The sequence below is a fragment of the Novosphingobium sp. IK01 genome (assembly GCF_033242265.1).
In the GTDB taxonomy this organism is placed as follows: Bacteria; Pseudomonadota; Alphaproteobacteria; order Sphingomonadales; family Sphingomonadaceae; genus Novosphingobium; species Novosphingobium pituita.
On record NZ_BTFW01000001.1, the window covers coordinates 1,711,797 to 1,737,345 of the forward strand.

Consider the following 25,549-nt stretch of genomic DNA (forward strand, 5'->3'; position numbering starts at 1 on the left):
TTTCAGGGGGACCAATGCTCGGACCGCGAAAATCCATCGAGAGACTGTCACACCGCGAATCCGGGCATTCCCTGGCCAAGACCCTGAGCTGGCCCCACCTGATCGCGCTGGGAGTCGGCGCCATCGTGGGCACGGGCATCTATACCCTCACCGGCGTGGGCGCCGAGCGCGCCGGGCCTGCGGTCATCCTTGCCTTTGCCATTGCGGGCGCGGTCTGCGCCTGCGCCGCGCTCGCCTATGCCGAAATGGCCACCCTGATCCCGGCGGCGGGCAGCGCCTATACGTTCAGCTATGCCGCCATGGGCGAGACGGTCGCCTGGGTCGTGGGGTGGAGCCTGATCCTCGAATATTCACTGGCCTGCTCGACGGTCGCGGTGGGCTGGTCGGGCTATCTGGTCGGCTGGATCGAGGCGGTGGGCATCCACCTGCCCCATGTCCTGCTGGTCGGCCCGCATGGCGGGGGAATCGTCAACCTGCCGGCGGTGGTGATCGCGCTGGGGGTCATGGGCATGCTGATCGCCGGCACGCGCGAGAGCGCCACGCTCAACATCATTCTGGTCATCATCAAGCTGGCCGCGCTCTCGGTCTTCGTGATCATCGCGCTGCCCGCGTTCCAGACCGGCAACCTCCATCCGTTCATGCCCTATGGCTTTGGCAGCACCGAGATCGCCGGGCACAAGCGCGGGGTCATGGCTGCCGCCGCCATCGTCTTCTTTGCCTTCTATGGCTTCGACGCGGTCGCGACTTCGGCCGAAGAAGCCAAGAATCCGGGCCGCGACCTGACCATCGGCATCGTCGGCTCGATGGTGGTCTGCACGCTGATCTACATGGCCGTGGCAGTGACCGCCATCGGCGCGCTGCCCTTCCAGCAACTCGCCAACTCGCCCGAGCCGCTCGCGCTGGTGCTGCGCAGCCTGAACCAGCCGATGGCCGCCTACCTGATCGCGCTGGCTGCCGTCATCGCCCTGCCTTCGGTCATTCTGGTGATGATGTACGGGCAGAGCCGCGTGTTCTTCGTCATGGCCCGTGACGGCCTGCTGCCCCGCTCGCTCGCCAAAATCAGCCCGCGCACCGGCGCGCCCACGCGGATCACCCTGATGACCGGCATTTCGATCGCCGTGGTCGCGGGGATCTTCCGCCTCGACGAGATCGCCGAACTGGCCAATGCGGGCACGCTGATCGCCTTCATGGCGGTGGGTGCCTGCCTGATGATCCTGCGCCGCCGTTCGCCCGACCTGCCCCGCCTGTTCCGCTGCCCACAGCCGATGGTGGTCGGCACGCTGACCATCGCGGGCTGCGCCTATCTGCTGTTCAGCCTGCCGGCCAGCACGCTGACCCGCTTTGGCCTGTGGAACCTGATCGGGCTGGCCTTCTATGGGCTTTATGGACGCCTGAGCAGCGAGGCCGGGCGCGAACGGGCCGCAGAAAAGGCAGACGCGGGCGCCTGACCCCGCCCGCCCGACAGCCCTACGCCTTCCTTTTTTCCGTTTTCCCGTCATCCCCCGTTCGAGGAGATCGCGATGTCGCGCGCCCTGTTCACCGCTGCCGTTCTGGCGGCGGCCCCGATTGCCGCAACGGCCCTTGCGCCCGTTTCGGCCCATGCTGCACCCGCTCATGCTGCGCCCGTTCATGCAGCAAACACCTTTGACGGCGTGTGGCTGTTCGACGATGCCCCGCCCAATCCGGGCGTCACCATGATGGAAGTGACCACCCGGGGCGGGGTCATCGCCGGGCGCGTCACCACGCACTGGTATGGCCCGATCGCCATGCAGGCCCCCCATGTCGAGAACGGCGTGCTGCATTTCACCACCCGCAACATCAACGACAGGGAACACCCCACCCGCGACTGGAGCGTCGTGCTCGAAGACGGAAAGGCCCACCTCAAGGGGCAGATCTGGGAATCGGCCATCGACAGCAAGGGCTATCGCGGCACCAGCGCCGATGCGCGCGCCCGCGCCTTCCACTTTGCCCCCCTGCCCCCGCTGGGCCAGCCGATCCCCGCGCATCTGGCCGCCACCCCGCCGATGGGCTGGAGCAGCTGGAACAAGTTCGCCGACCGGATCGACGACAAGACCGTGCGCGCCATGGCCGATGCGATGGTCTCCACGGGCCTGCGCGATGCGGGCTATCGCTATATCAACATCGACGATGGCTGGCAGGGCGAACGCGACGCGCAAGGCGTGCTGCACCCCAATGCCAGATTCCCCGACATGAAGGCGCTGGCCGACTATGTTCACGCGCGCGGGTTGAAGATCGGCATCTATTCCTCGCAAGGGCCGCGCACATGTGCCGGATACGAGGGCAGCTACGGCCACGTCCAGCAAGATGCCCAGACCTTTGCCGCCTGGGGTTTCGACTATCTCAAGTACGACTTGTGCTCGGGCGAATGGTTCTATCCCGACGCCGATACCGTCAAGCGCAGCTATCACGAGATGGGCGCCGCGCTGGCGGCCACGGGGCGCCCGATTGTCTTCTCGCTGTGTGAATATGGCCGGTTCGATGTCGGCACCTGGGGCCGCGACGTGGGCGGCCAGCTCTGGCGCACCACTGGCGACATCACCGACGACTATGCCACGATGGCCCGGATCGGTTTCGACAAGAATGGCGATCCGGCCTGGGCGGGCCCCCATGGCTGGAACGACCCGGACATGCTCGAAGTGGGCAATGGCGGGATGAGCCCTGACGAATACCGCACGCACATGGCGCTCTGGGCAATGTCGGCAGCGCCGCTGATGATGGGCCACGACTTGCGCGAGAGCACGGGCGAGACGCTCGCCCTGCTCACCAACCCCCGCGTCATCGCCATCGATCGGGACAGCAAGGGCATTCAGGGCAAGGCCGTGCGCAAGGTCGGCACAATGGAAGTCTGGGCCAGACCGCTGGCCGATGGCCGCGTCGCGCTTGCGCTGTTCAACCGGGGCGAGGCGGCGGCCAGCCTCGCGCCGAGCGCACAGGACGCGGGGCTGACCACGGTGAGCGGGGCGCAGGATGTCTGGACGGGGCAGGCCTCTGCAGACTTTGGCGCCACCCGCACCGTTCCCGCGCATGGGGTCATCCTGCTGGTGGTGAGCGGGCACTGATCCCCTCTTCTGCCTCACGCGCCGGGCCTGCGCCCGGTGCGTGAGGCAGAAATGTCACAAATCTACGATATTTCGTATACTATATTTGACTCCGACAAATAGATGACGCATCCTCTCGGCAAACAACAAGGGAATGCCGATCATGAGGGTTCGTCACAGCAAGCTGTTTTGCGCAGTCGCCCACACTGCGCTGATAACCGGGGCCACATTCTTCGCGGGAACGGCCCAAGCCCAAAGCACGCCCCAGAGTGCGCCCCAAAGCCTGCCCGAACAGGGTGCCAGCGATGGTGCCGGGGCACCGGGCGACGCCATCGTCGTCACCGGCACGCTCATCAAGCGCCCCGACCTCAAGAGCAACAGCCCGCAGACGGTCGTCGGCTCGGACGAGTTCCGCTATCAGGGCGCCACGACGGTCGAGCAGGTGCTCAACCGCCTGCCCCAGTTCACCGCCGACGCCAACGAGAACGTCTCGAACGGCTCGAACGGCACCTCCAACATCAACTTGCGCAACCTGGGCTCGAACCGCGTGCTTGTGCTGCTCGACGGGCAGCGCATGATGCCCTCTCAGGCCATCGACCTCAACTTCGTGCCCGGCAGCCTGATCGAGCGCGTCGACGTGATGACCGGCGGCGCCTCGGCGGTCTATGGCTCGGATGCGATCTCGGGCGTCGTCAACTTCGTGCTCAAGAAGAACCTCGATGGCCTGCGGGTCGACATGCAGACCGGCTTTGCCCAGCATGACAACGGCAACACCGCCATGCGCAATCTGGTTTCCTCGTCCGGGTACAACACGGCCCCCGGTTCGGTGCTCGACGGCGGCAAGCAGGACATCACCGTTTCGGCGGGCAAGAACTTTGCCAGCGGCCGCGGCAATATCACCGTCTATGGCGGCTATCGCAGCTTCAGCCCGGTGCGCCAGTCGACCCGCGACGTGTCGTCCTGCGCGATCCAGGACCGCAACAACGGCTCGCAACTCTATTGCGGCGGTTCGAGCAACTCGCCCTATGGCTCGTTCGTGCCGCTCTCGGACCTGAGCGCCTACAAGAGCCAGACGCTGGTCAACAGCCGCGCCAACGACGGCACGCTGGTGCCCTACAACAGCTCCTATGCCTACAACTACGCGCCCAACAACTACTTCCAGCGCTCCGACGAGCGCATCACGGCGGGCGCCTTTGGCCACTTCGAGATCAGCCGGGCCGCCGAAATCTACGGCAGCTTCATGTACATGCACGACCGCACGTTCTCGCAGGTCGCCCCTTCGGCGATCTGGCTGGGCACGGCTTTCGCGATCTCGTGCAACAACCCCTATGCCAGCGCCAACCAGCTTCAGGCGATCTGCGGCAGCGCGGCGGGCACCAACACCACGCAAGATGCGCTGGCGGCCTATCGCACCGACATCGCCCCGCGTCGCGACGACTTGCGCCACAACGACTTCCGCTACTCGGCAGGCGTGCGCGGCGACATCGGCAGCGGGTTCAGCTACGATGTCAACTACATGTACTCGCTGGTCCGCTATGACGAGACCTACCTCAACGACGTGGACCAGGTGAAGGCGGGCCGCGCGCTCAACGCGATCAGCGTCAATGGCGTGCCCACCTGCCGTTCGGTGCTCGACGGCACCGACCCGAGCTGCATTCCGGCCAACATCTTCCAGCCGCACGGGCTCACCGCCGCGCAAGGCGCCTATCTGTTCGGCCAGAGCAACACCGCCTCGCGCAATTCCCTCAGCGTGATCCAGGGCACGCTGAGCGGCGATCTGGGCAAACTGGGCATCACCATGCCCTGGACCAGCAAGGGTCTGGGCATGGCGCTGGGCGTCGACCACCGCCGCGAAACGCTGGCCTTCACCGCCGACGCCGTGGCCCAGCAGAACGGGACGACGAATTCGGACGGCGTGATCAGCGTGACCGAAGTCTTCGGCGAACTCGAAGTGCCGCTGGTCGAGGACATGCCGCTGCTCCGCTCGCTCTCGGTCAACGGCGGCTTCCGCTATTCGTCCTACGACAACAAGCAGCAGTCGACCGGCTATGGGTCGGGCTTCAACGTGTGGACCTACAAGGCTGAACTGAGCTGGCAGCCGGTCAACGACCTGCGCGTGCGCGCCAGCTACAACCACGCCATCCGCGCGCCCAACGTGGCCGAACTGTTCGCCTCGCAATCGGTGGGCAACGTCAACGGCATAGACCCGTGCGCGGGCCCCAACCCGAGCGCCTCGCTGGCGACCTGCGCGGTCACGGGGGTAACTGCGGCGCAATATGGCCACATCGTCGAGTGCCCGTCGGATACCTGCTCGGCCCTGAGCGGGGGCAACCGTGCGCTCAAGCCCGAAACCGCCAATACCTATACCGCAGGCATCGTCTTCACGCCCAAGTTCCTGCGCCGGTTCTCGCTCTCGGTCGATTACTACAACATCAAGGTGAAGGACTACATCAGCTCGATGGCGCCCTCGCTGATCATGGGTCAGTGCGCGCAGACCGGCGATCCCTACTTCTGCGGCCTGTTCAAGCGTGATGCCCGTTCGGGCGCGCTGTTCGGCCAGAATGCGGGCTATGTCATCTCGACCACGATGAACACCGGCTACCTCAAGACCTCGGGCCTCGACTTCAACGCCGACTATACCGTCGGCCTGGGCAAGGCGGGCAGCCTCAACATGAACCTGGTGGGCACCTACCTGCTCAACCAGATCGCGCAGCCGGTGCCGGGCCTTGGCTCCTACGACTGCAATGGCCTGTTCGGCTATACCTGCGGCCAGCCCTCGCCGACCTGGCGCCATGTCGCGCGGTTCACCTGGATGACGCCGACCGACACCGTGCTTTCGCTGTCGTGGCGCCATATCGGCGGCACCCGTCTGTCGAGCCTGACCGACAACCCCCTGCTCAGCGCGCCGCAGACTTTCGTGAACAGCAAGATCAACGCCTACAACTACTTCGATCTGTCGCTGACGCAAACCATCAACAAGAAGCTCACCCTGCGCGCGGGCGTGAACAACCTGTTCGACAAGGATCCGCCGCTGCTCGCAGCCGGGCTGCTCCAGCTCTTCGGCAACGGCAACACTTATCCGGGCGTCTACGATGCGCTGGGCCGCACGATCTTCGTGGGGGCCACCATCAACTTCTGATCGTCCAAACCCTTGCGCCGCCCGGTCCCGTCCGGTCGGCGCAAGGCCCTTCCCCCCTTCTCAGGCGGCACCTCTCTGGCCCCTCCAGGCGCGCCGCCTGAACACTCACCCGCCCGGCTCCCCCAGGGGAACCGGGCGGTTTTTTGTGATGCATCCCAATTCTTTAAATAATAATCTGATTTTCTGTCATTCCATTCGTCATCCCCGCGCAGGCGGGGATCCAGGTCCGATGGTTGCGCCTGTGGACAGCGCGTGCAAGCTGGATTCCCGCCTGCGCGGGAATGACGAGACATGGGCCAACAGCGCCCAGCGCTTTCATTGCCAGGCTGGTGCGCGTCGAATGTGCCCACGCCGCCCCAGAAGGACGCCTATTGCAGCGCGCGCACGAAGAAATCGAACTGGCGGCGCGTCACATAGTCGATCGGCCCGGTCGAGCGGCCCACGCTGTGCTCGCCGCCCGGAACGACCAGCAGGTCGAAGTCCTTGTCGGCCCTGACCAGCGCATCGACGACCTGCATCGTGGAGGCCGGATCGACATTGCTGTCCTGCTCGCCCACGATCAGGAACAGCTTGCCATGCAGGTTGGCGGCATGGTCCACGCCCGAGGCCGCCGCATAGCTGGCATCGACCGGCCAGCCGAGCCACTGTTCGTTCCAGCTGATCTTGTCCATGCGGTTGTCATAACACCCCGCCATGGCCACCCCGGCCTTGTAGAAATCGCCATGGAACAGCAGCGCGTTGAGCGTGCTCTGCCCGCCTGCCGAGGCGCCATAGATGCCCACGCGGCTGATATCATAGGACGGATCGCGCGCGGCCATGGCCTTGTGCCAGGCGATGCGGTCGGGGAAACCGGAATCCGCAAGGTTCTTCCACGCCACGTCCTGAAACGCCTTGGAGCGGTTGGCCGTGCCCATGCCGTCGATCTGCACGACGATGAAGCCCAGGTCGGCCAGCGCCTGCATCCCGATCACCTTGTCGCCCCCGGAGTGATAGCCGAACGGCCAGAACTGCTTGGGCACGAAGCTGTCGTGGGGCCCGGCATAGATGTTCTCGATCACCGGATACTTGCGCGCCGGGTCATAGTCGCGCGGGCGCACGACGAGGCCCCAGATGTCGGTCTTGCCGTCGCGCCCCTTGGCGGTGAACACTTCGGGCGGGCGGAACCCGGCGGCGGTCAGGCGGGAAATATCGCCCTTGCTCACCGTGGCGAGCACGCGCCCGTCCGTGCTCGCGCGCAGCACGCTGACCGTGGGCAGGTCGACCCGCGAATAGGTATCGACCAGCGTGCGCCCGTCGGGGGCAAGGCTGGCGGTGTGGTCGGCCTGTTCCGGGGTCAGCGCGACGAGATGGCGGCCATCGAAATCGATGCGGTAGATGTGGTGGAAATAGGGATCTTCGCCCGCATTCATGCCGCTGGCCGAAAACCAGATCTGGCGCCTGGCCTCGTCGACCCGCAGGACATCGCGAACCACCCAGGCGCCGCTGGTAATGCGGTTGCGCACCTTTCCGGTGCGCCCGTCGATCAGGTAGAGGTGGTTCCAGCCATCGCGCTCGGAAGCCCAGATGATGTCATCGCCCGAGGCGCCCAGTTCGTGGGCATAGCGCCGGTCGGCATAGACGAACGTGCGCGCCTCCTCGTTCACCGCGACATGGGCCTTGCCGCTGGCGGCATCGACGGCGATGATCCGCGCCTGCCCGAAGCCGCGCCGCACATAGTCGAAGGCGACGCTGCGCCCGTCGGGCCGCCAGCGCGGATCGGACAGCTGATAGGCATTGGGAAACAGCGAGGGATCGATCACCGTCTGGCGCCCGGTCGCCACGTCGAAGAGCACCGGCTGCTCGCTGTCGACCGTATCGCCGGGCTTGGGGTAGAGCTGGCTGCGCAGCACGGGCTGCCCCTGCCCCGCAGGCGCGGCCTCCACCCGCAGGACATGGCGCGCATAGCCGGGGCGCACGCGATAGATCATCAGGTGGCGGCTGTCGGGCGACCAGCGGATCGTCTCGGGATCATAGAAATCGCCCGGCGACCCGTCGCTGCTCAGGCGCACCGTGTCGGCCCCTCCCTTCTTGCGCACGACGAGGTTGTTGTCCTCGACCAGCGCCTCGTGCTGCCCGTCGGGCGCAAGGCGGGGGTGGTTGTCGGCGGGCACCGACAGGTCGCGCACGACCCCGAACCCGCGTGGCCGCGACGGATCGACCTGCGGCGCACAGTGATAGTCGGCCAGCGTGCAGCGCCAGCCCTGCTCGTCGATCGCAAAGGCGATGGCCCGCCCGTCTCCTGTGCCCTCGATATCCACCTCGGCGAACGGCAGGCGCAGCGGCTGTAAAAGGTGGCCGAGCGCGCGGGTCAGTTCGCCGGCAAGGCGCACATGGTCGAACGCGGGCGAGCGGGCCAGCGTCGCGGCATCGACCGTCTCGAAGGCAAAGCCGCCCTCGACCGTCTTGCGATAGGTAAAGGCGCTGGAATCGGGCGCCCAGTGCGCGGGCCAGGCAATGTCGCGCGTCAGGTATTCCCAGCTCTCGCGCAGGCCCACCGAGCGCTCGATCTGCGCCTTTTGCGCCGCGTTTGCCCCGCCCGGCGCGGCGAGCGCTGGGAAAGCCGCCGTGCAGGCCATCAGCCCTGCCATGACACCGGAAAGGGAAGCGCGGCGCAAGCCATGGGGCATAAGGGCACGGGACATGACAGATCTCCTGAACCGGACACAAGGCCGCCGGGCCGCGCCCAAGGCGTGACCCGGCGGATAGGACCGCCCGGCAGGCAGGGTTGCCGAACGGAATAGGAGGAACGCTTACTTGACCTGGAAGCCCGCCCAGAACGGGTCTTCCCGGTCGATCCAGATGGTGTTGAACCCGGTCGCCGTGGCCGAACCCTCGATCGAGGGGATGATCGCGGGCTGGTCGCCCAGCATCACGCTCTTTTCCACGCGCCCGATGAAGCGACTGCAAATGTAGCTTTCGTGGACGAAACGGTCGCCCACGCCCAGCTTGCCCTTGGCCACCAGATGCGCCAGCCGCGCCGACGTGCCGGTGCCGCAAGGGCTGCGGTCGATGGCCTTGTCGCCATAGAACACCGCATTGCGCCCGTCGGCGCCATCGTGCTTGGGCTTGTCGGCCCAGAGCACGTGGCTGACCCCGCGAATGGTCGGATCGAGCGGATGGACCGGCTCGAACTTGGCACGCACGGCTTCGCGCACGCGGCCACTCAGGTCGATGATGCGGGCCGCGCCCAGATCGTCGAGGCCGGTATAGGCGCCCTGTGGTTCGACGATGGCGTAATAATTGCCGCCATAGGACACGTCGATGGACAGCGGGCCGATGCCCTCGACATCCACTTCGATCCCGCGCGCGGCAACATAGGACGCCACGTTGGTGATGCGCACCGAGGTCACCTTGGGCCCGTCGGTCTCGTAGGCGATCTCGATGGTCCCGGCAGGCACCTCGACCTTGAGGCGGCCGGGCACGGCAGGCTGGATCAGCCCGTGTTCGAGCCCGAAGGTGATGATGCCGATGGTGCCATGGCCACACATCGGCAGGCAGCCGCTGGTCTCGATGAACAGGATGCCGATATCGTTCGCCGGATCGACGGGAGGATAGAGGAACCCGCCCGACATCATGTCGTGCCCGCGCGGTTCAAAGCACAGGCCGGTGCGGATCCAGTCGAAACGCGACAGGAAATCCTGCCGCCGCTCGGACATCGAGGCGCCCTTGAGCAGCGGCGCCCCGCCCGCCACGAGGCGGACGGGGTTACCTGCCGTATGACCGTCGATGCAGAAGAACGTGTGCCGCATCGAGGCTCCTTCAGGCTTCCGTCAGGGCTGCGGGAGCCGTGGGGGTAAGGTCGGGACGGGTGGCGGCGGCCTTCTCGACCATCGCGATCACTTCAGCGCGGCGCGCGCCTTCGAGCACATAGCGCGGGGGCAGCACGCGCTCGGACCCGCGACCCATGACCTGCTCGGCCAGCTTGATCGACTGGACGAGATCGTGCTCGGCATCGAGGTGGAGCAGCGGCATGAACCAGCGATAGATTTCCATCGCCTTGGCATGGTCACCGCGCGCAAAGGCGTTGACCAGTTCGACCGATTCCTTGGGGAACGCGTTGGTCAGGCCCGAAACCCAGCCCTGCGCCCCGAGGTAGAGCCCTTCGAGCGCCACGTCGTCGAGACCGGCGAACAGCACGTAGCGATCCCCGAAGGCATTGCGGAAATCGGTGAAGCGGCGCGTGTCGGGCGCGGATTCCTTGACCGCCACGATGTTCTTCACGTCGACCAGCGCGGCCAGCACGTCCTTGTCGATCACCGTGCGATAGGCGGGCGGGTTGTTGTAGAGCATGATCGGCAGGCCGGTGCTTTCAGCCACGCCCTTGAAGTGGTTCACCAGTTCGTGCGCCTTGGGCACGTAGACCATCGGGGGCAGCAGCATCAGGCCATCGGCCCCGGCCTTTTCGGCGGCCTGGGCATAGCGCACCGCGCGGCGGGTGTCGTATTCCGAAACCCCGGTGATGACCGGCACGCGCCCGTCGACCACTTCGACGATGGCCGAGAGAACCTGGACCTTTTCCTCGTATTCCAGCGAGTTGTTTTCGCCAACCGTGCCAAGGGCGATCACCCCCGTGACGCCGTCACGGATGAGATCGTCGACCACGCGCTGGGTGTCCGCGAGGTCGATCGACAGGTCCGCGCGAAGCTGCGTGGTGACTGCCGGGAATACACCCTTCCAACCGATTGCCATGTCTATTCGTCCTGCTGTGCGTTAACTTGAAATATCGTATACTATATTATTCTCGACAGCGCAATGCCCTTTTCGCAGGCGCACAAAAAGCGCCCCGGCGCCATCCCTCCACACCTCACTCCTCATCGGGATAGGGCCCCTTGCCGCCATCCCTGATCAACTGGTCGACCCGCTGGTCGATCAGCGGCAGCGGCACTGCCCCCATTTCGAGCACGGCATCGTGGAACGCACGGATGTTGAACTTTGGCCCCAGCGCCTTTTCCGCCTTGTGGCGCGCGTCGAGGAAGGTCAGTTCCCCCATGTAATAGGCCAGTGCCTGGCCGGGCCAGGAAATATAGCGGTCGACCTCGGTCTCGATCTCGTGATCGGACAGCGCGGTGTTGTCGCGCAAGTATTGCTGCGCCTGTTCGCGCGTCCAGCCCATGGCATGGATGCCGGTATCGACCACCAGCCGAGAGGCGCGCCAGGCCTGATAGCTGAGCATGCCGAAGCGATCGTAGGGCGTCTCGTACATGCCCATGTCCTCGCCCAGCGCCTCGCAATAGAGCGCCCAGCCCTCGCCATAGGCCGAGAGGTAGCTGTCGCGGCGGAAGGCCGGAAGGTCGGTGTTTTCGGCAGCCAGCGGCATCTGCATGGCATGGCCGGGCGCGCTCTCGTGCAGGGTCAGCGCGATCTGCGAATAGAACGGGCGCGAGGGCAGGTTGTAGGTATTGACCAGATAGATGCCCGGCCCGCCGCGCCCGCCGGTGTAGAACGGGGCGACATCATCGGGCACCGGCTTGATCGCGAAGCGGCTGCGCGGCATGCGCCCGAAGAACTGCGAGGCCTTGCCATCGAAGGTCTTGGCGATCCACGCCGCGCGATAGAGCAGTTCGTTGGGCGTCTTGGGATAGAACTGCGGATCGGTGCGCAGGAAGTGCAGGAACGCCTTGAGATCGCCCTTGAAGCCGACCTGCTTCATCACCGCGTCCATCTGCCCGCGAATGCGCGCCATTTCGGAAAGGCCGATCTGGTGGATTTCCTCAGGGCTCTTGTCGAGGGTGACGAACTCGTTGATCTTCGAGCGGTAATAGGCCTGCCCATCGGGCAGGGCATAAGCGGCCAGCGTCTGGCGGGCGCCCTTCTCGTATTCGCCGCGCATGAAGGCCAGCAGCCGCGCATGGGCCGGGACGACATCTTTGGTGATCGCCTCGCGGGCCTGCGCGCGCAGGGCTTCCTGATCGGCAGCCGGGATCGTGGCGGGCAGGTTTTTAAAGGGTTCGTAGAACGGCGAGGCTTCGGGGCTGGCCGCCTGAACGACCATTTCGATGCCCTTGTCGCGCCCGGTCAGGGTGACGTGGGGCGCCGAGAACCCGCGCGCGAGTCCCGCGCGCATGTTGACGATCTGCTGGTCATAGTAGCGCGGAATCTCGCGCAGCATTTCCAGATAGGCATCGGCCGCGTCCCGGTCCCTGAACGGCGTGCGCGCCCAGTCGGCCAGTTCGCCCCAGAAGCTGGTGTCGGCGTTGAAGGGCTTTTCATAGTCGCGATAGCGCTGCGCGGCGAGAAGCGCGTCGATCTGGCCCTTGTAGACGGCAAAGTTGATGCGATTGGCGGGCGAAAGCCGGTCCTGCCGGATCGCGGCCAGTTGCTGCTCGACCTTTTCCCACCGGGCCAGCCGGGCGGCCTGTGCCTGCGGCCCCAGATCGGGCAGCATGATCTTGCGGTCGCGCGGCCCGTCCTCGCTCGGCCCGGCCTGTTGCTGGCGCCACGCATATTCATCGGTGGACAGCGCCTCGAACGCCTTGTCGGCTTCGCTCCGGCCCGCAGAACCGGCTGCCGAACCCGTTGCAGCCCCGGCCCGCGCCATGGCGGGCCCCGTCCACAGCGCCACGGGCATCATGGCCAGCGCCGCGCCGGTCACAAGCCCCGCCATGCGCATCATGCGGTTCCCCTTGGCGACTTTACCCACGCTGCTTACCCCTTTCGAGAACGTCCATGATATCCTGATAAAGCTTGGCCGGGATGCGCAAGCCCTGCACATCCGAAACCGCCCGCGCGGCCAGCCGCCGTGAACCGGGCAGGCGCGCGCCCTGCCCCTCGATCGCGGCGAACATCGCCTCGGCCCGGCGCAGGTGATCGGCAACGCCGCTGCCCAGAAAGCCTGCCGGATCGATCGCGATGACCAGTTCGCCGCCCAGCGGCGCGCCACCGCGCCCTTCGTCGGCAGCCAGCGATTCCGCGCTGGTCATGTCGCCGATCAGCGGCCCGGCGATCAGTTCGACCAGGGCTGCCAGCGCCGCCCCCTTGTGGGCGCCAAACGTGCGCATGGCCCCGTCGAGCACCGCCTCGGCATCGGTCGAGGGGTTGCCCTGCGCGTCATAGCCCCAGGTGTCGGGAATGGCCTTTCCGGCCCGGCGGTGCAGCTCGATCTCGCCGCGCGCGACCGCGCTGGTCGCGAAATCGAACACGAAGGGCGCCTGTCCGTCCGGGCGCGGCCAGCCAAACGCGAGGGGGTTGGTGCCAAAGACCGGCTTCGTGCCGCCCTCGGGCGCGACCCAGGCATGGCTGGGGGTGAACGCAAGGCCCACCAGCCCCTGTTCGGCCAGCGCCTCGACCTCGGGCCAGAGCGCGGCAAAGTGGACCACGTTGTTGAGCGCCATGGCCGCGATGCCATGGGCCTTTGCCTTGGCGACCAGCAGCGGCAGCCCTTGCGCAAACGGAAGCTGGGCAAAGCCGCCCTTGCCGTCCACCCGCACCAGCGCCGAGGCCGGTTCGCTCACTTCGGGCACGGCATCGGGCACGACCACCCCCCGCTCGACCGAATTGGCCGCCACCAGCAGGCGATAGAGCCCGTGCGAGGTACACCCGTCGCGCTCGCCCGAAACCATCGTATGGGCAACGGCGGAGGCATGATCGGGCGCCAGCCCCCAGGCCTGAAGCACCGTGCGCGCCAGTTCGTCGGCTTGCTCTGGCGAAAGGGTAATCATATCGGTTGCACTCATTGTCCGGCTCCGGCCCTGGCGGCGAACAGGCGCACGCCGAACACCGGCCCGGCCGAACTGCGATCAGCCGGCACGAAGCGCACCTTCACCTTGCTCTTGCCCTTGGTCAGCGCCTCGGGCAGCGGATAGTCAACATCAAAGAACGTGCCCGGACGGTCCTCGTCCAGACGCTGGGTGGCGATCTTCACGCCATCGACGAGGATGTCGAACACGCGCGAGCGTTCGCCGCCCCAATAGCTGGCCTGAAGCACCAGCGGTCCCGGCTTCACCTTCATCGCGAACTCGAAATAGCCGCCCGAGCGCGCATCGCGCCCGTTGCGCCCGCGATAGGCGACCGGATAGGAGATGTCCGAGATCAGCTCGTGGTCGCGCTCGGGCTGCATTTCGCCCAGATGCATGACATCGATCGAACGGGCCGCGAGGTCCTTCTGCCGGGCCTGTTCGGCCAGGTAGGCGGCTTCCTCGTTCTTCCAGCCGCCTTGCGTGAAGCGCTTGAAATAGACCGCGCTGCGGCGGTCATACTGGCTGTAGAACGGCACGAACACGAGGTTGCCCGGACGCATGATCCCGCTGGTCTGGTAGCGCGGGCGGTCCGAGACCATCGGCGCGAAGGCCGCCAGCGGATTGTCGCCGACCATCGCGGGCTCGACACCGGCCCATTCGGTCTCGACCGGGCCGAGATCGGCGGCCATGACCAACGGCCCGCGCACGAGAGCCACCACGTCGTCCGAACCGGTCGCCGGTTCGAGCCGCAAGTCGAGCGGCAGGTTCAGCGCGACGACATCGCCCTTCTTCCAGCGCCGGTCGAGGAACGCATAGCCATTGGCCTGCGTGACCATCGCGGGCTGGCCGTTGACGGTGATCGTGGCCTTGCCCTTCGCCCAGCCCGGAATGCGCAGCGCAAGGCGGAAGCCATCGCGCTTCACCGCATCGAGGGTGAAGCGAATGTCAGGCCTGAACGGATATTCGGTGTCGAGCGTGGCGCTCAGCCCCTTGTCCTGCCAGACCATCGTCGAGGGGATGTAAAGGTTGACGAACAGGGTATCCCCACCGGCGCCGTCATGGCCGGTCCAGTAGATCGAATCCCCGTGCTTGGCGTGGCTTTCCATGCCCGAGCCCACGCAGCACCAGAACACTTCCTCGCCCGGCTGCGAATAGCCGCGCGCGGCCCCGCTCATCATCGGCGTCATGTAGGTGAAGCCGCCGGTGGCCGGGTTCTGGGCGGAAAGCACATGGTTGAGATGCGCGCGCTCGTAATAGTCGAACAGCGCGCCGTCAGGCTGCCAGCCATAGAGCTGCCGGGTCAGCTTGAGCATGTTGTAGGTGTTGCAGTGCTCGCAGGTCGATTCGGTCAGGTGGAGCGCGATGGTGTCGGGCGCGAAGAAGTATTCGCGGTCGGCATTGCCGCCGATCACATAGCTGTGATGCTGCGTCACCCGTTCCCAGAAGAAGCGCGCGGCGCGGCCCGGATCGTCCTTGCCGGTCAGTTCGTGGATGCGCGCCAGACCGATCAGCTTGGGCACCTGGGTATTGGCGTGGAAATTGGCGAGCCTGTCTTCCTGCGCGACCAGCGGGCCGAGCACCTTGCGGTCGAAGATCCGCTCGGCCACCGCCATCCAGCGCGCGTCGCCGGTCCGGGCATAGAGTTCGGCATAGCTTTCGTTGAGACCGCCATATTCGCAGCCCAGCAGGTCCTGCATCTGCGCGTCGTCGAGCGCGGCAAAGACCTTTTCAAAGTAACCGGCCAGCCCGATTGCCACCCTGAGCGCCTCCGGGTTGCCCCAGGCGGCATGAATGTCGAGCAGGCCGGCAAAGTACTTGTGCACGGTATAGAGCGGCGACCACGAGCCGTTGAGGTCGAACCCGCCCGACTTGATTTCCCCGCGCATGACTTCCGGGAAGATCGCCTCGCCATCGACGATCGCGCCATCCCTGGTCTTGCGCCCCAGCGCGCCGATATAGCCATCGTGGCGCTGCGCCTGGCACAGCGCCAGTTCGCCCACGATATAGTCGGCGCGGCGGCGGCATTCGGCATTGCCGGTCTGCTGCCAGGCCAGCACCAGCGCCGACATGTAATGGCCGAGCGAATGCCCGGCGATCGTGTCGGATTCCCAGCCGCCATAGATCGGCGCCTTGGGTTCGAGCCCGGCATATTTGCGGAAATTGTGAAGGAAACGGTCGGGTTCGAGCGACATCAGGTACTCGATGTTGACCTCGACCGCCGTGGCGAAAGCCGAAGGGCGCAGCCGCACATCGGTGAGCGGCAGCGGCTTTGCCCGCAGCGGCACGCGCGGCGCGACGACCGCCGCAAACCCGCGCAGGGGAACCGCGCAGATCGCCAGCGCCGCCACACCCGCCATCCATTCGCGCCTGTTGGCTTTCATGCCCTCATTATCCCTATCGAATATCGTATACATTATTGATAGAAGGCAGGCAGGGATAGTCAAGCCGGTTTGCCAGACGCTGCCCGGCTTCAACCATCCGCCGGCAAGACCTCCCCCGCCCCCTCCGCGAGGACCAGACATGAAGCCCTTCCCCAAGCCCCTCTCCTTCGTGGCCCTGCTGCTGGCCACCACCCCCGTGCTGGCCCCCGGCCTGCTGCCCGGTTTCGCCGCGCAGGCGCAGGAAGCCCAGCATCGGGAGGCCCAGCATCAGGAGGAAGATGAGCAACAGGAAGGCGCCCGGAAGCCCGCCCCCGTGTTCCCGCCGATCCACAAGACGGCGTTCCACACGCCCACCTTCGATCTGGCCCTGCGCGCCGATACCCAGACCCTCGCCCACCTGTCCCCCACCGGAGACGAGGCGTTCGATTTCGTGCCTGCCGCGCGCGAGGCGGAACGGGCGGGCGACGGCTATGTCCACATCGGCGACATCCACGTGCGCCTCAGGGCCGCCGGGGGCGACTGGCAGGACTTCTCCTCGGCCCATGCGCGCCAGCAGATCACCGCGCTGCCCGGCGGGCCGGACGTGCTCGCCGCAGCCGACATCACCGCCTCGATGACCTCGAATGTGGCAGGCAACACGGGGGGCGCCACCATCCCGCTGCGTGTCGAGCGCCGCTGGGTCAACGAAGGCGGCGTGCTGGCCATGCGCTTCACGCTGGTCAACACCAGCCCCACCCCGGTCGAAATCGGCGCGCTGGGCATGCCGATGGTCTTCGACAACATCATCCGTGATCGCGATCTCGATCAGGCCCATGCCCGGGCCAGCTTCGTCGATCCCTATATCGGGCGCGACGCGGGCTATCTTCAGGTTACCCGGCTCAACGGTTCAGGCCCGGCCCTGCTGGTCCTGCCCGAAAAGAACACCCCGCTCGAAGCCTATCGCCCGGTGCTCGAAGCGCGCAGCGCGCCCCGCGGCGACATTTTCACCGACCGTTCCGAACGCAGCCAGGTCTCCGAAGGGTTCTACGACTGGACCGTGGCCAGCAAGGCCTTTGCCGAAAAGGAATGGGCCAAGGCCGGGCCACAATGGAACGAGCCGACCAGCTTCACCCTCGCGCCGGGGGAAAGCCGCACGCTGGGCCTGCGCTTCGTGACCGCGCCGTCCATCCGCGCGATCGAGGATACCCTCGTTGCCAACAAGCGCCCGGTGGCCGTGGGCATCCCCGGATATGTCGTGCCCACCGACCAGACCGCCAGCCTGTTCCTCAAATCCCCGGTCAAGGTCGCCAGTATCGCAGCATGGCCCGCAGGCGCCCTTTCCGCCACGCCCGAAAAGGCCGGAAATGGCTGGGCGCGCTATCAGGTAAAGGCCAGCGGCTGGGGCGAAGCGCGCCTGACGGTGACCTATGCCGATGGCCAGAAGCAGACCATCAGCTATTACATCACCAAGCCGCTCGAAACGGTCATGGCCGACATCGGCCACTTCACCACGACCCGGCAATGGTTCGAGGGCAAGGGCGATCCGTTCCACCGTTCGCCCGCGATCCTCTCCTACGACCGCGAGGAAAACCGCATCCTCACCCAGGATGCGCGTGTCTGGGTTTCGGGGATGAGCGACGAGGGCGGGGCCGGATCGTGGGTGGCTGCCGCGATCAAGCAACTCGACAATCCCGATCCGGTCGAAGTGGCCAAGCTCGAACGCCTTGTCGACGAAACCGTGCTGGGCACGCTTCAGGTCGACAAGGGGTCACAGGCCGGGGCCGTCAAGAAGAGCATCTTCTACTACGATCCCAAGGAATTCCCGAACTACTACGACCCGTCGATCGACTGGAAGACGTGGACCTCGTGGTCGAAGAAGGACGCCGATGATCTGGGCCGGTCCTACAACTATCCCCACGTCGCCATCGGCCACTGGGTGCTCTACCGCCTCGCGCGCGACAACCGGGGGCTGGTCAAGCAGCACGACTGGAAGTTCTACCTCGACTGGGCCTTCAAGACGAGCGTGGCGATGATGCGCGACGCGCCCTACTATGCCCAGTTCGGGCAGATGGAAGGCGATGTCTTCATCGACATCCTCAAGGATCTCAAGCGCGAGGGGATGACCGCGCAGGCCAGCGAACTCGAAGGCCTGATGAAGGGCCGCGCCGATCACTGGCGCACGCTCAAGTACCCGTTCGGCAGCGAGATGGTCTGGGATTCGACCGGCCAGAGCGAAGTCTACGCGTGGATGCGCCATTTCGGCTACCAGCCGCAGGCCGACGCCACCCGCGAGGTGATCCTGGGCTATGACCCGACGATCCCGAGCTGGGGCTACAACGGCAATGCGCGCCGCTACTGGGACTTCCTCTATGGCGGCAAGGTCTCGCGCATCGAGCGCCAGATCCACCACTATGGCTCGACGCTCAACGCCGTGCCGCTGTTCGATGCCTTCCGCCAGAACCCGGCCGACCTGCACCTGCTGCGCGTGGCCTATGGCGGCATGATGGGGGGCATCACCAATATCGACCAGCAGGGCTTCGGCTCGGCCGCGTTCCACTCGTGGCCCGACATGATGAAGTGGGATGCCATCACCGGCGACTATGGCATGGGCTTCTATGGCCATGCGATCACTGCGGCCAGCTACATCGTCAACGACCCGCAACTGGGCTGGCTCGGCTTTGGCGGCGACCTTGCGACAAAGGGCACGCACATCAGCCTCGTCCCGCGCGACGGCGCCCGCCGCCGCCTGTTCGTGGCCCCGGCAGGTTTGTGGATCACGCTGGAGGAAGGCCGCATCCAGAGCGCCCGCTACGATACGAAGTCGGGCAAGGTGGACCTCACGCTCGATCCGGCCAGCGCCACCGCGCCAGCCGCGCGCCTGCTGTTCGAGACCACGACCAGCACCGGGCGCCCTTACGCGATCGTGCCCCCCGCCCCGGCCATAACCGCTGAACGCGGGGGCTATGCCATCCCCCTTGCCCCGTCAGCGACCACCACCGTCACGCTGGCGCCGCGCTGAAACGATGGCCCCTGTCTCCCGCCCGTCCGATCCAGCACCAAACCAACAGGCGCCTGTCGATGCCATCGCACCTTGACCGGCCCCATCCTGCCCGCCATGGCAGCGCCCATGGCTTCCGATCTCTCCCCCCTCCCCGCCGCCGCCGCTTCCGCCGCCCCGTCCGGCGCGCCCGAAGCAATCCTTGCCCAAGGGCTCAAGGCCATCGCGACCGACATCACCGCCGCGTTCGACGCGATGCTGCCGGTGCCCGACGACGCCCGCGCGCGCCTGTTCGAGGCCATGCGCTATGCCGCGATGGGTGGCGGCAAGCGGCTGCGCCCGCTGCTGCTGGCGGCGGTCGCCGAAATGTTCGGGGTGGACCGCGCGATTGCCATTCGCGCCGGGATCGCCATCGAATCGATCCACGTCTATTCGCTGATCCACGACGACCTGCCCTGCATGGACAACGATGCCCTGCGCCACGGCAAGCCGACCACCCATCTGGCCTATGACGAAGCCACCGCCGTTCTGGCGGGCGACGCGCTCCAGTCGTTTGCGTTCGAAGTCCTCGCCGATCCGGCCACCAGCCCCGACGCTGCCGTGCGCGTCGAACTGCTGCGCACGCTCGGCCAGGCCAGCGGCGCGCAGGGCATGGCGGGCGGCCAGATGATGGACATCGCGGCCGAAACCAGCACGTTCGACCTGCCCACGATCACCCGCCTGCAACAGCTCAAGACCGGCGCCCTGCTGGCAGGCTCGGTCGAAATGGGCGCGATTCTGGGCGGCGTTGCCCCCGATGACCGCGCATACCTGCGCGACTATGCCAGCGCCATTGGCCTGGCCTTCCAGATCGCCGACGACCTGATCGACTACGAGGGCGATGCCGCGCTGGCCGGCAAGGCCGTGGGCAAGGATGCGGCGGCAGGCAAGGAAACCTTCCTCTCGCTGCTCGGCCCCGACCGCGCCCGCGAGGAAGCGCGCCGTCTGGTCGATCACGCCATCGCCCGCCTCGACCGCCATGGCCCCGAGGCCGACCTGCTGCGCGCGATTGCCCGCTACATCGTCGAGCGCAAGCACTAAGAGAGCGATCAGAGGCTGACCTCATGACCTATCGCGACGACCTGATCCTGGTGACGGGTGCCAGCGGGTTCCTCGGTTCGGCGGTGGTGCGCGCGCTGCTGGCCAGGGGCGCGCGGTGCCGCGTCCTCGTGCGCAGCGCCTCCCCGCGCGAAAATCTGGCCGGGCTGGGCCTCGACATCGTCGAGGGCGACTTGCGCGATGGCGCGAGCGTGCGCCGCGCGATGGAAGGCGTGCGCTTCGCCTTCAACGTCGCGGCCGACTATCGCCTCTGGGCGCCCGATCCCGAAGAAATCGTGCGCAACAACCGCCTCGCCGCCGACAACGTGATCGAGGCGGCGCTCGCCTGCGGGATCGAGCGGCTGGTCCACACCAGTTCGGTCGCCACGCTCCTCCCGCTCGACGGGCGCCCTTCGGACGAAGACCACCCGGCCACCGAACAGACCGTGGTGGGGGCCTACAAGCGCTCCAAGGTTGTCGCCGAACGCCTGATCGAACAGGCCGTGGTCTCGCGCGCCCTGCCCGCCGTGATCGTCAACCCCTCGACCCCGATCGGCCCGCGCGACTTGCGCCCCACCCCCACGGGCCGGGTCATCGTCGAGGCGGCCAACGGGCGCATGCCCGCCTATGTCGACAGCGGGCTCAACCTCGTCCATGTCGAGGATGTCGCCGCCGGGCACCTCGCCGCGCTGGAAAAGGGCGTGAACGGGCGCCGCTATGTGCTGGGCGGACAGGACGTGACGCTGGCCGAAATGCTGCGCGAGATCGCCCGCCTGATGGGCCGCCGCCCGCCGCGCGTGGCCCTGCCGCGCGGGCCGCTGTTCCCGATGGCCTGGGTCAACGAAAAGCTCTGCGCGCTGACGGGCCGCGAACCGTTCCTGACCGTCGATTCGCTGCGCATGGCGGGCCACCACATGTACTATTCGAGCGCGCGCGCGCAGGCCGAACTGGGCTACAGCTATCGCCCGTGGCAGGCCGCGATTGCCGATGCGCTGGCCGATTTCGCCGCGCGCGGGGTCGTTCCCGCCCCGGTTTCGGCCCTGCTCGCCCAACAGGTTTCCGCATGATCCTGACCCTTCTGGCCCTGATTTCGCTGGTCATCTGGCTGGGCCTGATCCTGGCCCATGGCCAGTTCTGGACGGCAGGCGTCCACGACGACCGCCACCCCGCCCCGGAGCCCGCGCAGTGGCCCGATGTCGTCGCCGTGGTCCCCGCGCGCGACGAGGCCGAAGTGATCGCCCGCAGCGTCGCCAGCCTTGCCGCACAGGACTATCCGGGCGATTTCCGGGTGATCGTCGTCGACGACGGCAGCAGCGACGGCACCGCCGAACTGGCCCGCCAAGCTGGCGGATCGCGCGTGCAGGTTCTGGCCGGGGCCCCGCTCCCGGCGGGCTGGACCGGCAAGATCTGGGCGCAATCGCACGGCATCGCCGCGGCAGGCACCCCGCGCTACCTCTGGCTGACCGACGCCGACATTACCCACGCCCCCGATACCTTGCGCAGCCTCGTCGCGCGGGCCGAGGCAGGCGGGCTGGTGCTCGTCTCGCTGATGGCCCTGCTGCGCTGCCGCTCGGCAGCCGAACGCTGGCTGGTGCCCGCTTTCGTGCTGTTCTTCCAGATGCTCTATCCGTTCGCGCGGGTGAACCGCCCCGGCGCCACGGCGGCGGCGGCAGGCGGCTGCATGCTGGCCCGGCGCGACGCGCTCGAACGCGCAGGCGGGATCGCCGCGATCCGCACCGCGCTGATCGACGATTGCGCGATGGGCGGGCTGCTCAAGGCCCAGGGGCCGGTCTGGCTGGGGCTGACCCGCCGTTCGGTCAGCATCCGCATCTACGACACCTGGGGGTCGGTCCTCGCGATGATCGAGCGGTCGGCCTATGCCCAGCTCGGCTACAACCCGCTGGCGCTGGCGGGCACGCTGCTGGGCCTGCTGCTGGTCTTCATCGTGCCCCCGTTCGCGGCGCTGGCGGGCCATGGCATGGCGCGCTGGGCGGGCCTTGCGGCCTGGGCGCTGATGACGCTTTCGCACATCCCGATGCTGCGGTTCTATCGCCTTTCGGCCTTGCGCGGGCCGCTGCTGCCGCTGATCGGCCTCGCCTATGCGGGGGCGACGCTGGCCTCGGGCTGGAACCACGCGCGCGGGCGCGGCGGCATGTGGAAGGGCCGCGCGCAAGCGGCGGCCGGATCGGTGGCAGCAGGTAAAGCAAGCGGAGAACAGGCATGAGCACCCTCCCCCTTTCACAGCACGAGGCGCAAAGCTTCGCCTCGGGCAAGGGCCATGGCGACGAGAACTTCCCCGTCGCCAGCCACCTCGTCGCCCCGCGCTTCCGCGCGCCGATCATGGCGTTCTACCGCTTTGCCCGCGCGGCAGACGACATCGCCGACCATCCCGATGCCCTGCCCGAAGACAAGCTCGCCGCGCTCGCGCGGATGCGCGCAGGCCTCGATGGCGAAGGCGCTCCCGAAGCCATGGCGCTGGCCGCCAGCATGGCGCAACGCGGGATCGATCCGGTCCACGCCCACGAACTGCTCGACGCCTTCGTGCAGGACGTGACCGTGCGCCGCTATGCCCACTGGGACGACCTGATCGCCTATTGCCGCCTTTCGGCCGTGCCGGTCGGGCGCTTCGTGCTCGATGTCCACGGCGAAAGCCGCGAGACATGGCCCGCGAACGACGCGCTGTGCGCCGCGCTCCAGATCAACAACCACTTGCAGGACTGCGCCAAGGACTACGCGGCGATCGACCGCGTATACCTGCCCACCACGATGCTCGAAGCCGCCGGCGCGCGGGTCGAGGATCTGGCCGCGTCTGCCTCCAGCCGGGGCCTGCGCGAGGTGATCGTCGAATGCGCGCGCCGCACCGGCGAACTGCTCGCCCAGAGCGCACCTTTTGCCAGGTCGATCAAGGACCGCCGCCTCGGCGCCGAAGTCGCCGTGATCCAGGCGCTCGCCGAAGACCTCTGCACCCGCCTGCAACGGCAGGACCCGCTCGCCGTGCGGATCGAGCACAGCAAGCCGCAGGCCGCCCTGATCGCCGCGCGCGCCGTGGCCGCCCATTTCCTGACAGGCCGCCGCCGATGATCCCCTCTTCCCCCGCCATTCAACCCGAACAGGCCCAGTCACAAGCCGCCGGAAGCTCGTTCTACGCCGGGATGCGCGTGCTGCCCCGCGCCGAGCGCGATGCGATGTACGCGGTCTATTCGTTCTGCCGCGAGGTCGACGACATCGCCGACGACCGGGGCAACACCGCGCAGGAACGCGCGCAGAAGATGGCCGTCTGGCGCCACGACATCGAACAGCTTTACGCCGGGGGCCCGCCGGGGCTGGCGGCCGGGCTGGTCGGCCCGGTGGCGCAATTTGGCCTGCGCCGCGAGGATTTCCTCGCCGTGATCGAGGGCATGGATGTCGACGTGGCGGGCGATGTGCGCTGGCCGACCATGGCCGCGCTCGATCACTACATCGATTGCGTGGCCTGCGCGGTGGGGCGGCTGTCGGTCGACATTTTCGGCATGGAGCGCGAAACCGGCGTGATGCTGGCCCACCATCTGGGCCGCGCGCTCCAGCTCACCAATATCCTGCGCGACATCGACGAGGACGCCGCGATTGGCCGCGTCTACCTGCCGATCGAGGCGCTCGAACAGGCCGGGATCACCCCGACCACGCCCGAGGCCCTTGTCCGCGATCCCCGCGTCGATGCTGCCGTCCGCCCGCTCGCCACGCAGGCGCAGGAGCATTTCCGGCAGGCCTCGATGATCCTCGCGCGGCGTCCGCGCGGCCACCTGATCGCCCCGCGCCTGATGGCCTCGGCCTATTCCGCGCTGCTCGACCGCATGATCAAGACCGGATGGGCACCGCCGCGCACCCGCGTGCGCGTGTCGAAGCCGCGCCTGCTGCTCAGCCTTGCCTGGCTGCTGATCCGCCGATGAGCCGCGCCCCGTTTTCCCGCGCCACGGTCGTTGGCGGTGGTCTTGCCGGGCTGTCGAGCGCGGTGCAGCTCACCCGCGCGGGCCTGCCCCTTGCGCTCCACGAGGGTGCGCGGCAGGCAGGCGGGCGCTGCCGCTCGTATCACGACAGCCAGATCGGCAAAGTGATCGACAATGGCAACCACCTCGTCCTCTCGGGCAACGGTGCGGTGGCCCGCTTCCGCGCCACGGTCGGCGCGACGACGCCGCTCGCCGGGCCGGGCAGTGCCAGCTTCGCCTTCCACGACTTGCGCGATGGTTCGGGCTGGACCTTGCGGATGAACGAAGGCCCGCTGCCCTGGTGGGTGGCCGTGCCCTCGCGCCGGGTGCCGGGCACGCGGCTGGCCGACTATGCAGCGCTCGCAAAACTGATGAAGCGCGCCGATGTGCCGATTTCTTCGGTGATTGCCACCCATGGCCCGCTGTGGGAGCGCCTGCTCGATCCCGTGCTGCTCGCCGTGCTCAACACGCCGCCGGGCGAAGGCTCGCTGCGGCTGACCGCCAATGTCCTGCGCGAAACCATCGCGCGCGGGGGCAAGGCGCTGCACCCTTGCGTCGCCGTGCCGAGCCTTGCCGAAGCTTTCATCAACCCGGCGCTGGCGTGGCTGGCGAGCCATGGTGCGCGGGCCGAACTGGGCCAGCGCCTGCGCGCGCTGACGTTCGAGGGCGACCGCGTGGCGAGCCTCGACTGGGGACAGGGCCCGCAGCCCGTGGCACCCGACGAAGCGGTGATCCTCGCCGTCCCCTCGTGGGTCGCGCAAGGGCTGGTGCCGGGCCTTTCCGCGCCCGACACGTTCCATTCCATCGTCAACGCCCACTACGATTTCCCCCTTCCCGCAGGGGCGCCGCCGATGCTCGGCCTGCTGGGCGGGACGGCGGAATGGGTGTTCGGCTTCGATGACCGCGTGTCGGTCACCATCAGCGCTGCCGACCATCTGGTCGACTCGCCACGTGAAGAGATCGCGCAGGCCTGCTGGAATGACATCTGCCGCGCCTTTGGCATCGCCGCGCCGCTTCCGGCGTGGCAGGTCGTCAAGGAAAAGCGCGCGACGTTCTCGGCCACGCCCGAACAGGACGCCAAGCGCCCGCCCGCGCGCACGGCCTGGCGCAACCTGTTCCTCGCCGGCGACTGGACCGCCACCGGCCTTCCCGCCACCATCGAAGGGGCCTTGCGCTCGGGCGAAACCGCCGCCGCGCTGGTCATGGCCCGCTAAGGCGCCCTTTCCCACCCTCTCCTGA

Annotated in this window: 16 protein-coding genes; 10 read left to right on the forward strand and 6 right to left on the reverse strand. The window is 67.3% G+C overall.

The features are described from left to right. Positions 1-14 precede the first annotated feature (14 nt). From SBI20_RS07980 to SBI20_RS07990, 3 genes are all read left to right on the forward strand, one after another. The gene (locus SBI20_RS07980; protein ID WP_317974557.1) at positions 15-1,448 is read left to right on the forward strand and encodes an amino acid permease; all 1,434 of its coding nucleotides are present in this window, start codon (positions 15-17) and stop codon (positions 1,446-1,448) included. A gap of 72 nt (positions 1,449-1,520) precedes the next feature. Continuing rightward, the gene (locus tag SBI20_RS07985; protein ID WP_317974558.1) at positions 1,521-3,080 is read left to right on the forward strand and encodes a glycoside hydrolase family 27 protein; all 1,560 of its coding nucleotides are present in this window, start codon (positions 1,521-1,523) and stop codon (positions 3,078-3,080) included. Positions 3,081-3,222: 142 nt separating this feature from the next. Then, positions 3,223-6,198, forward strand: a complete 2,976-nt coding sequence (locus SBI20_RS07990) for a TonB-dependent receptor domain-containing protein (protein ID WP_317974559.1) — start codon at positions 3,223-3,225, stop codon at positions 6,196-6,198. Positions 6,199-6,566: 368 nt separating this feature from the next. On the opposite strand, the gene SBI20_RS07995 is transcribed toward SBI20_RS07990, so the two are convergent. From SBI20_RS07995 to SBI20_RS08020, 6 genes are all read right to left on the reverse strand, one after another. Then, positions 6,567-8,879, reverse strand: a complete 2,313-nt coding sequence (locus tag SBI20_RS07995; protein WP_317974560.1) for a S9 family peptidase — start codon at positions 8,877-8,879, stop codon at positions 6,567-6,569. Positions 8,880-8,987: 108 nt separating this feature from the next. Continuing rightward, complete coding sequence (locus SBI20_RS08000; protein ID WP_317974561.1) at positions 8,988-9,986, reverse strand: 4-hydroxyproline epimerase; 999 nt, start codon at positions 9,984-9,986, stop codon at positions 8,988-8,990. Positions 9,987-9,996: 10 nt separating this feature from the next. Beyond that, the gene (locus SBI20_RS08005) at positions 9,997-10,926 is read right to left on the reverse strand and encodes a dihydrodipicolinate synthase family protein (RefSeq protein WP_317974562.1); all 930 of its coding nucleotides are present in this window, start codon (positions 10,924-10,926) and stop codon (positions 9,997-9,999) included. A gap of 115 nt (positions 10,927-11,041) precedes the next feature. Continuing rightward, positions 11,042-12,808 (reverse strand): DUF885 domain-containing protein, encoded by a 1,767-nt coding sequence (locus tag SBI20_RS08010; protein ID WP_411911551.1) that lies wholly within the window; start codon positions 12,806-12,808, stop codon positions 11,042-11,044. 61 nt (positions 12,809-12,869) lie between these two features. Continuing rightward, positions 12,870-13,895 carry an Ldh family oxidoreductase gene (locus SBI20_RS08015; RefSeq protein ID WP_317974564.1) on the reverse strand — a complete coding sequence of 342 codons (1,026 nt, stop codon included), beginning with the start codon at positions 13,893-13,895 and terminating at the stop codon, positions 12,870-12,872. 11 nt (positions 13,896-13,906) lie between these two features. Continuing rightward, positions 13,907-16,294: a glycoside hydrolase family 127 protein gene (locus SBI20_RS08020; RefSeq protein WP_317974565.1), complete on the reverse strand. Its 2,388-nt coding sequence runs from the start codon at positions 16,292-16,294 to the stop codon at positions 13,907-13,909. Positions 16,295-16,433: 139 nt separating this feature from the next. Between SBI20_RS08020 and SBI20_RS08025 the strand changes: the two genes are divergently transcribed. The 7 genes from SBI20_RS08025 (at position 16,434) to hpnE (ending at position 25,524) form a co-directional block, all read left to right on the forward strand. Further along, the gene (locus tag SBI20_RS08025; RefSeq protein WP_317974566.1) at positions 16,434-19,292 is read left to right on the forward strand and encodes a DUF5695 domain-containing protein; all 2,859 of its coding nucleotides are present in this window, start codon (positions 16,434-16,436) and stop codon (positions 19,290-19,292) included. A gap of 108 nt (positions 19,293-19,400) precedes the next feature. Beyond that, complete coding sequence (locus SBI20_RS08030; RefSeq protein ID WP_317974567.1) at positions 19,401-20,351, forward strand: polyprenyl synthetase family protein; 951 nt, start codon at positions 19,401-19,403, stop codon at positions 20,349-20,351. Positions 20,352-20,374: 23 nt separating this feature from the next. After that, the gene (gene hpnA, locus SBI20_RS08035; protein WP_317974568.1) at positions 20,375-21,415 is read left to right on the forward strand and encodes a hopanoid-associated sugar epimerase; all 1,041 of its coding nucleotides are present in this window, start codon (positions 20,375-20,377) and stop codon (positions 21,413-21,415) included. Further along, positions 21,412-22,572 (forward strand): glycosyltransferase, encoded by a 1,161-nt coding sequence (locus SBI20_RS08040; protein WP_317974569.1) that lies wholly within the window; start codon positions 21,412-21,414, stop codon positions 22,570-22,572. The genes hpnA and SBI20_RS08040 overlap by 4 nt, the downstream gene beginning before the upstream one ends. Beyond that, entirely contained in the window at positions 22,569-23,429 is an 861-nt protein-coding gene (gene hpnC, locus SBI20_RS08045; protein ID WP_317974570.1) for a squalene synthase HpnC, read from the forward strand. Before SBI20_RS08040 ends, hpnC begins: the two co-directional genes overlap by 4 nt. Next, positions 23,426-24,274, forward strand: a complete 849-nt coding sequence (gene hpnD, locus SBI20_RS08050) for a presqualene diphosphate synthase HpnD (protein ID WP_317974571.1) — start codon at positions 23,426-23,428, stop codon at positions 24,272-24,274. The genes hpnC and hpnD overlap by 4 nt, the downstream gene beginning before the upstream one ends. Next, positions 24,271-25,524, forward strand: a complete 1,254-nt coding sequence (gene hpnE / locus SBI20_RS08055) for a hydroxysqualene dehydroxylase HpnE (protein ID WP_317974572.1) — start codon at positions 24,271-24,273, stop codon at positions 25,522-25,524. Before hpnD ends, hpnE begins: the two co-directional genes overlap by 4 nt. Positions 25,525-25,549: the final 25 nt, after the last annotated feature.

Excerpts from the sequence above, each read along its gene's own strand:
- SBI20_RS08005 (WP_317974562.1), bottom strand. The coding sequence starts at position 10,926 with ATGGCAATCGGTTGGAAGGGTGTATTCCCGGCAGTCACCACGCAGCTT.
- SBI20_RS08030 (WP_317974567.1), top strand. The coding sequence starts at position 19,401 with ATGGCTTCCGATCTCTCCCCCCTCCCCGCCGCCGCCGCTTCCGCCGCC.
- SBI20_RS08020 (WP_317974565.1), bottom strand. The coding sequence starts at position 16,294 with ATGAAAGCCAACAGGCGCGAATGGATGGCGGGTGTGGCGGCGCTGGCG.
- hpnD (WP_317974571.1), top strand. The coding sequence starts at position 23,426 with ATGATCCCCTCTTCCCCCGCCATTCAACCCGAACAGGCCCAGTCACAA.
- SBI20_RS07980 (WP_317974557.1), top strand. The coding sequence starts at position 15 with ATGCTCGGACCGCGAAAATCCATCGAGAGACTGTCACACCGCGAATCC.
- hpnE (WP_317974572.1), top strand. The coding sequence starts at position 24,271 with ATGAGCCGCGCCCCGTTTTCCCGCGCCACGGTCGTTGGCGGTGGTCTT.
- SBI20_RS08010 (WP_411911551.1), bottom strand. The coding sequence starts at position 12,808 with ATGATGCCCGTGGCGCTGTGGACGGGGCCCGCCATGGCGCGGGCCGGG.
- SBI20_RS07990 (WP_317974559.1), top strand. The coding sequence starts at position 3,223 with ATGAGGGTTCGTCACAGCAAGCTGTTTTGCGCAGTCGCCCACACTGCG.
- hpnC (WP_317974570.1), top strand. The coding sequence starts at position 22,569 with ATGAGCACCCTCCCCCTTTCACAGCACGAGGCGCAAAGCTTCGCCTCG.
- SBI20_RS08025 (WP_317974566.1), top strand. The coding sequence starts at position 16,434 with ATGAAGCCCTTCCCCAAGCCCCTCTCCTTCGTGGCCCTGCTGCTGGCC.
- SBI20_RS08015 (WP_317974564.1), bottom strand. The coding sequence starts at position 13,895 with ATGATTACCCTTTCGCCAGAGCAAGCCGACGAACTGGCGCGCACGGTG.
- SBI20_RS07985 (WP_317974558.1), top strand. The coding sequence starts at position 1,521 with ATGTCGCGCGCCCTGTTCACCGCTGCCGTTCTGGCGGCGGCCCCGATT.
- hpnA (WP_317974568.1), top strand. The coding sequence starts at position 20,375 with ATGACCTATCGCGACGACCTGATCCTGGTGACGGGTGCCAGCGGGTTC.
- SBI20_RS08000 (WP_317974561.1), bottom strand. The coding sequence starts at position 9,986 with ATGCGGCACACGTTCTTCTGCATCGACGGTCATACGGCAGGTAACCCC.
- SBI20_RS08040 (WP_317974569.1), top strand. The coding sequence starts at position 21,412 with ATGATCCTGACCCTTCTGGCCCTGATTTCGCTGGTCATCTGGCTGGGC.
- SBI20_RS07995 (WP_317974560.1), bottom strand. The coding sequence starts at position 8,879 with ATGTCCCGTGCCCTTATGCCCCATGGCTTGCGCCGCGCTTCCCTTTCC.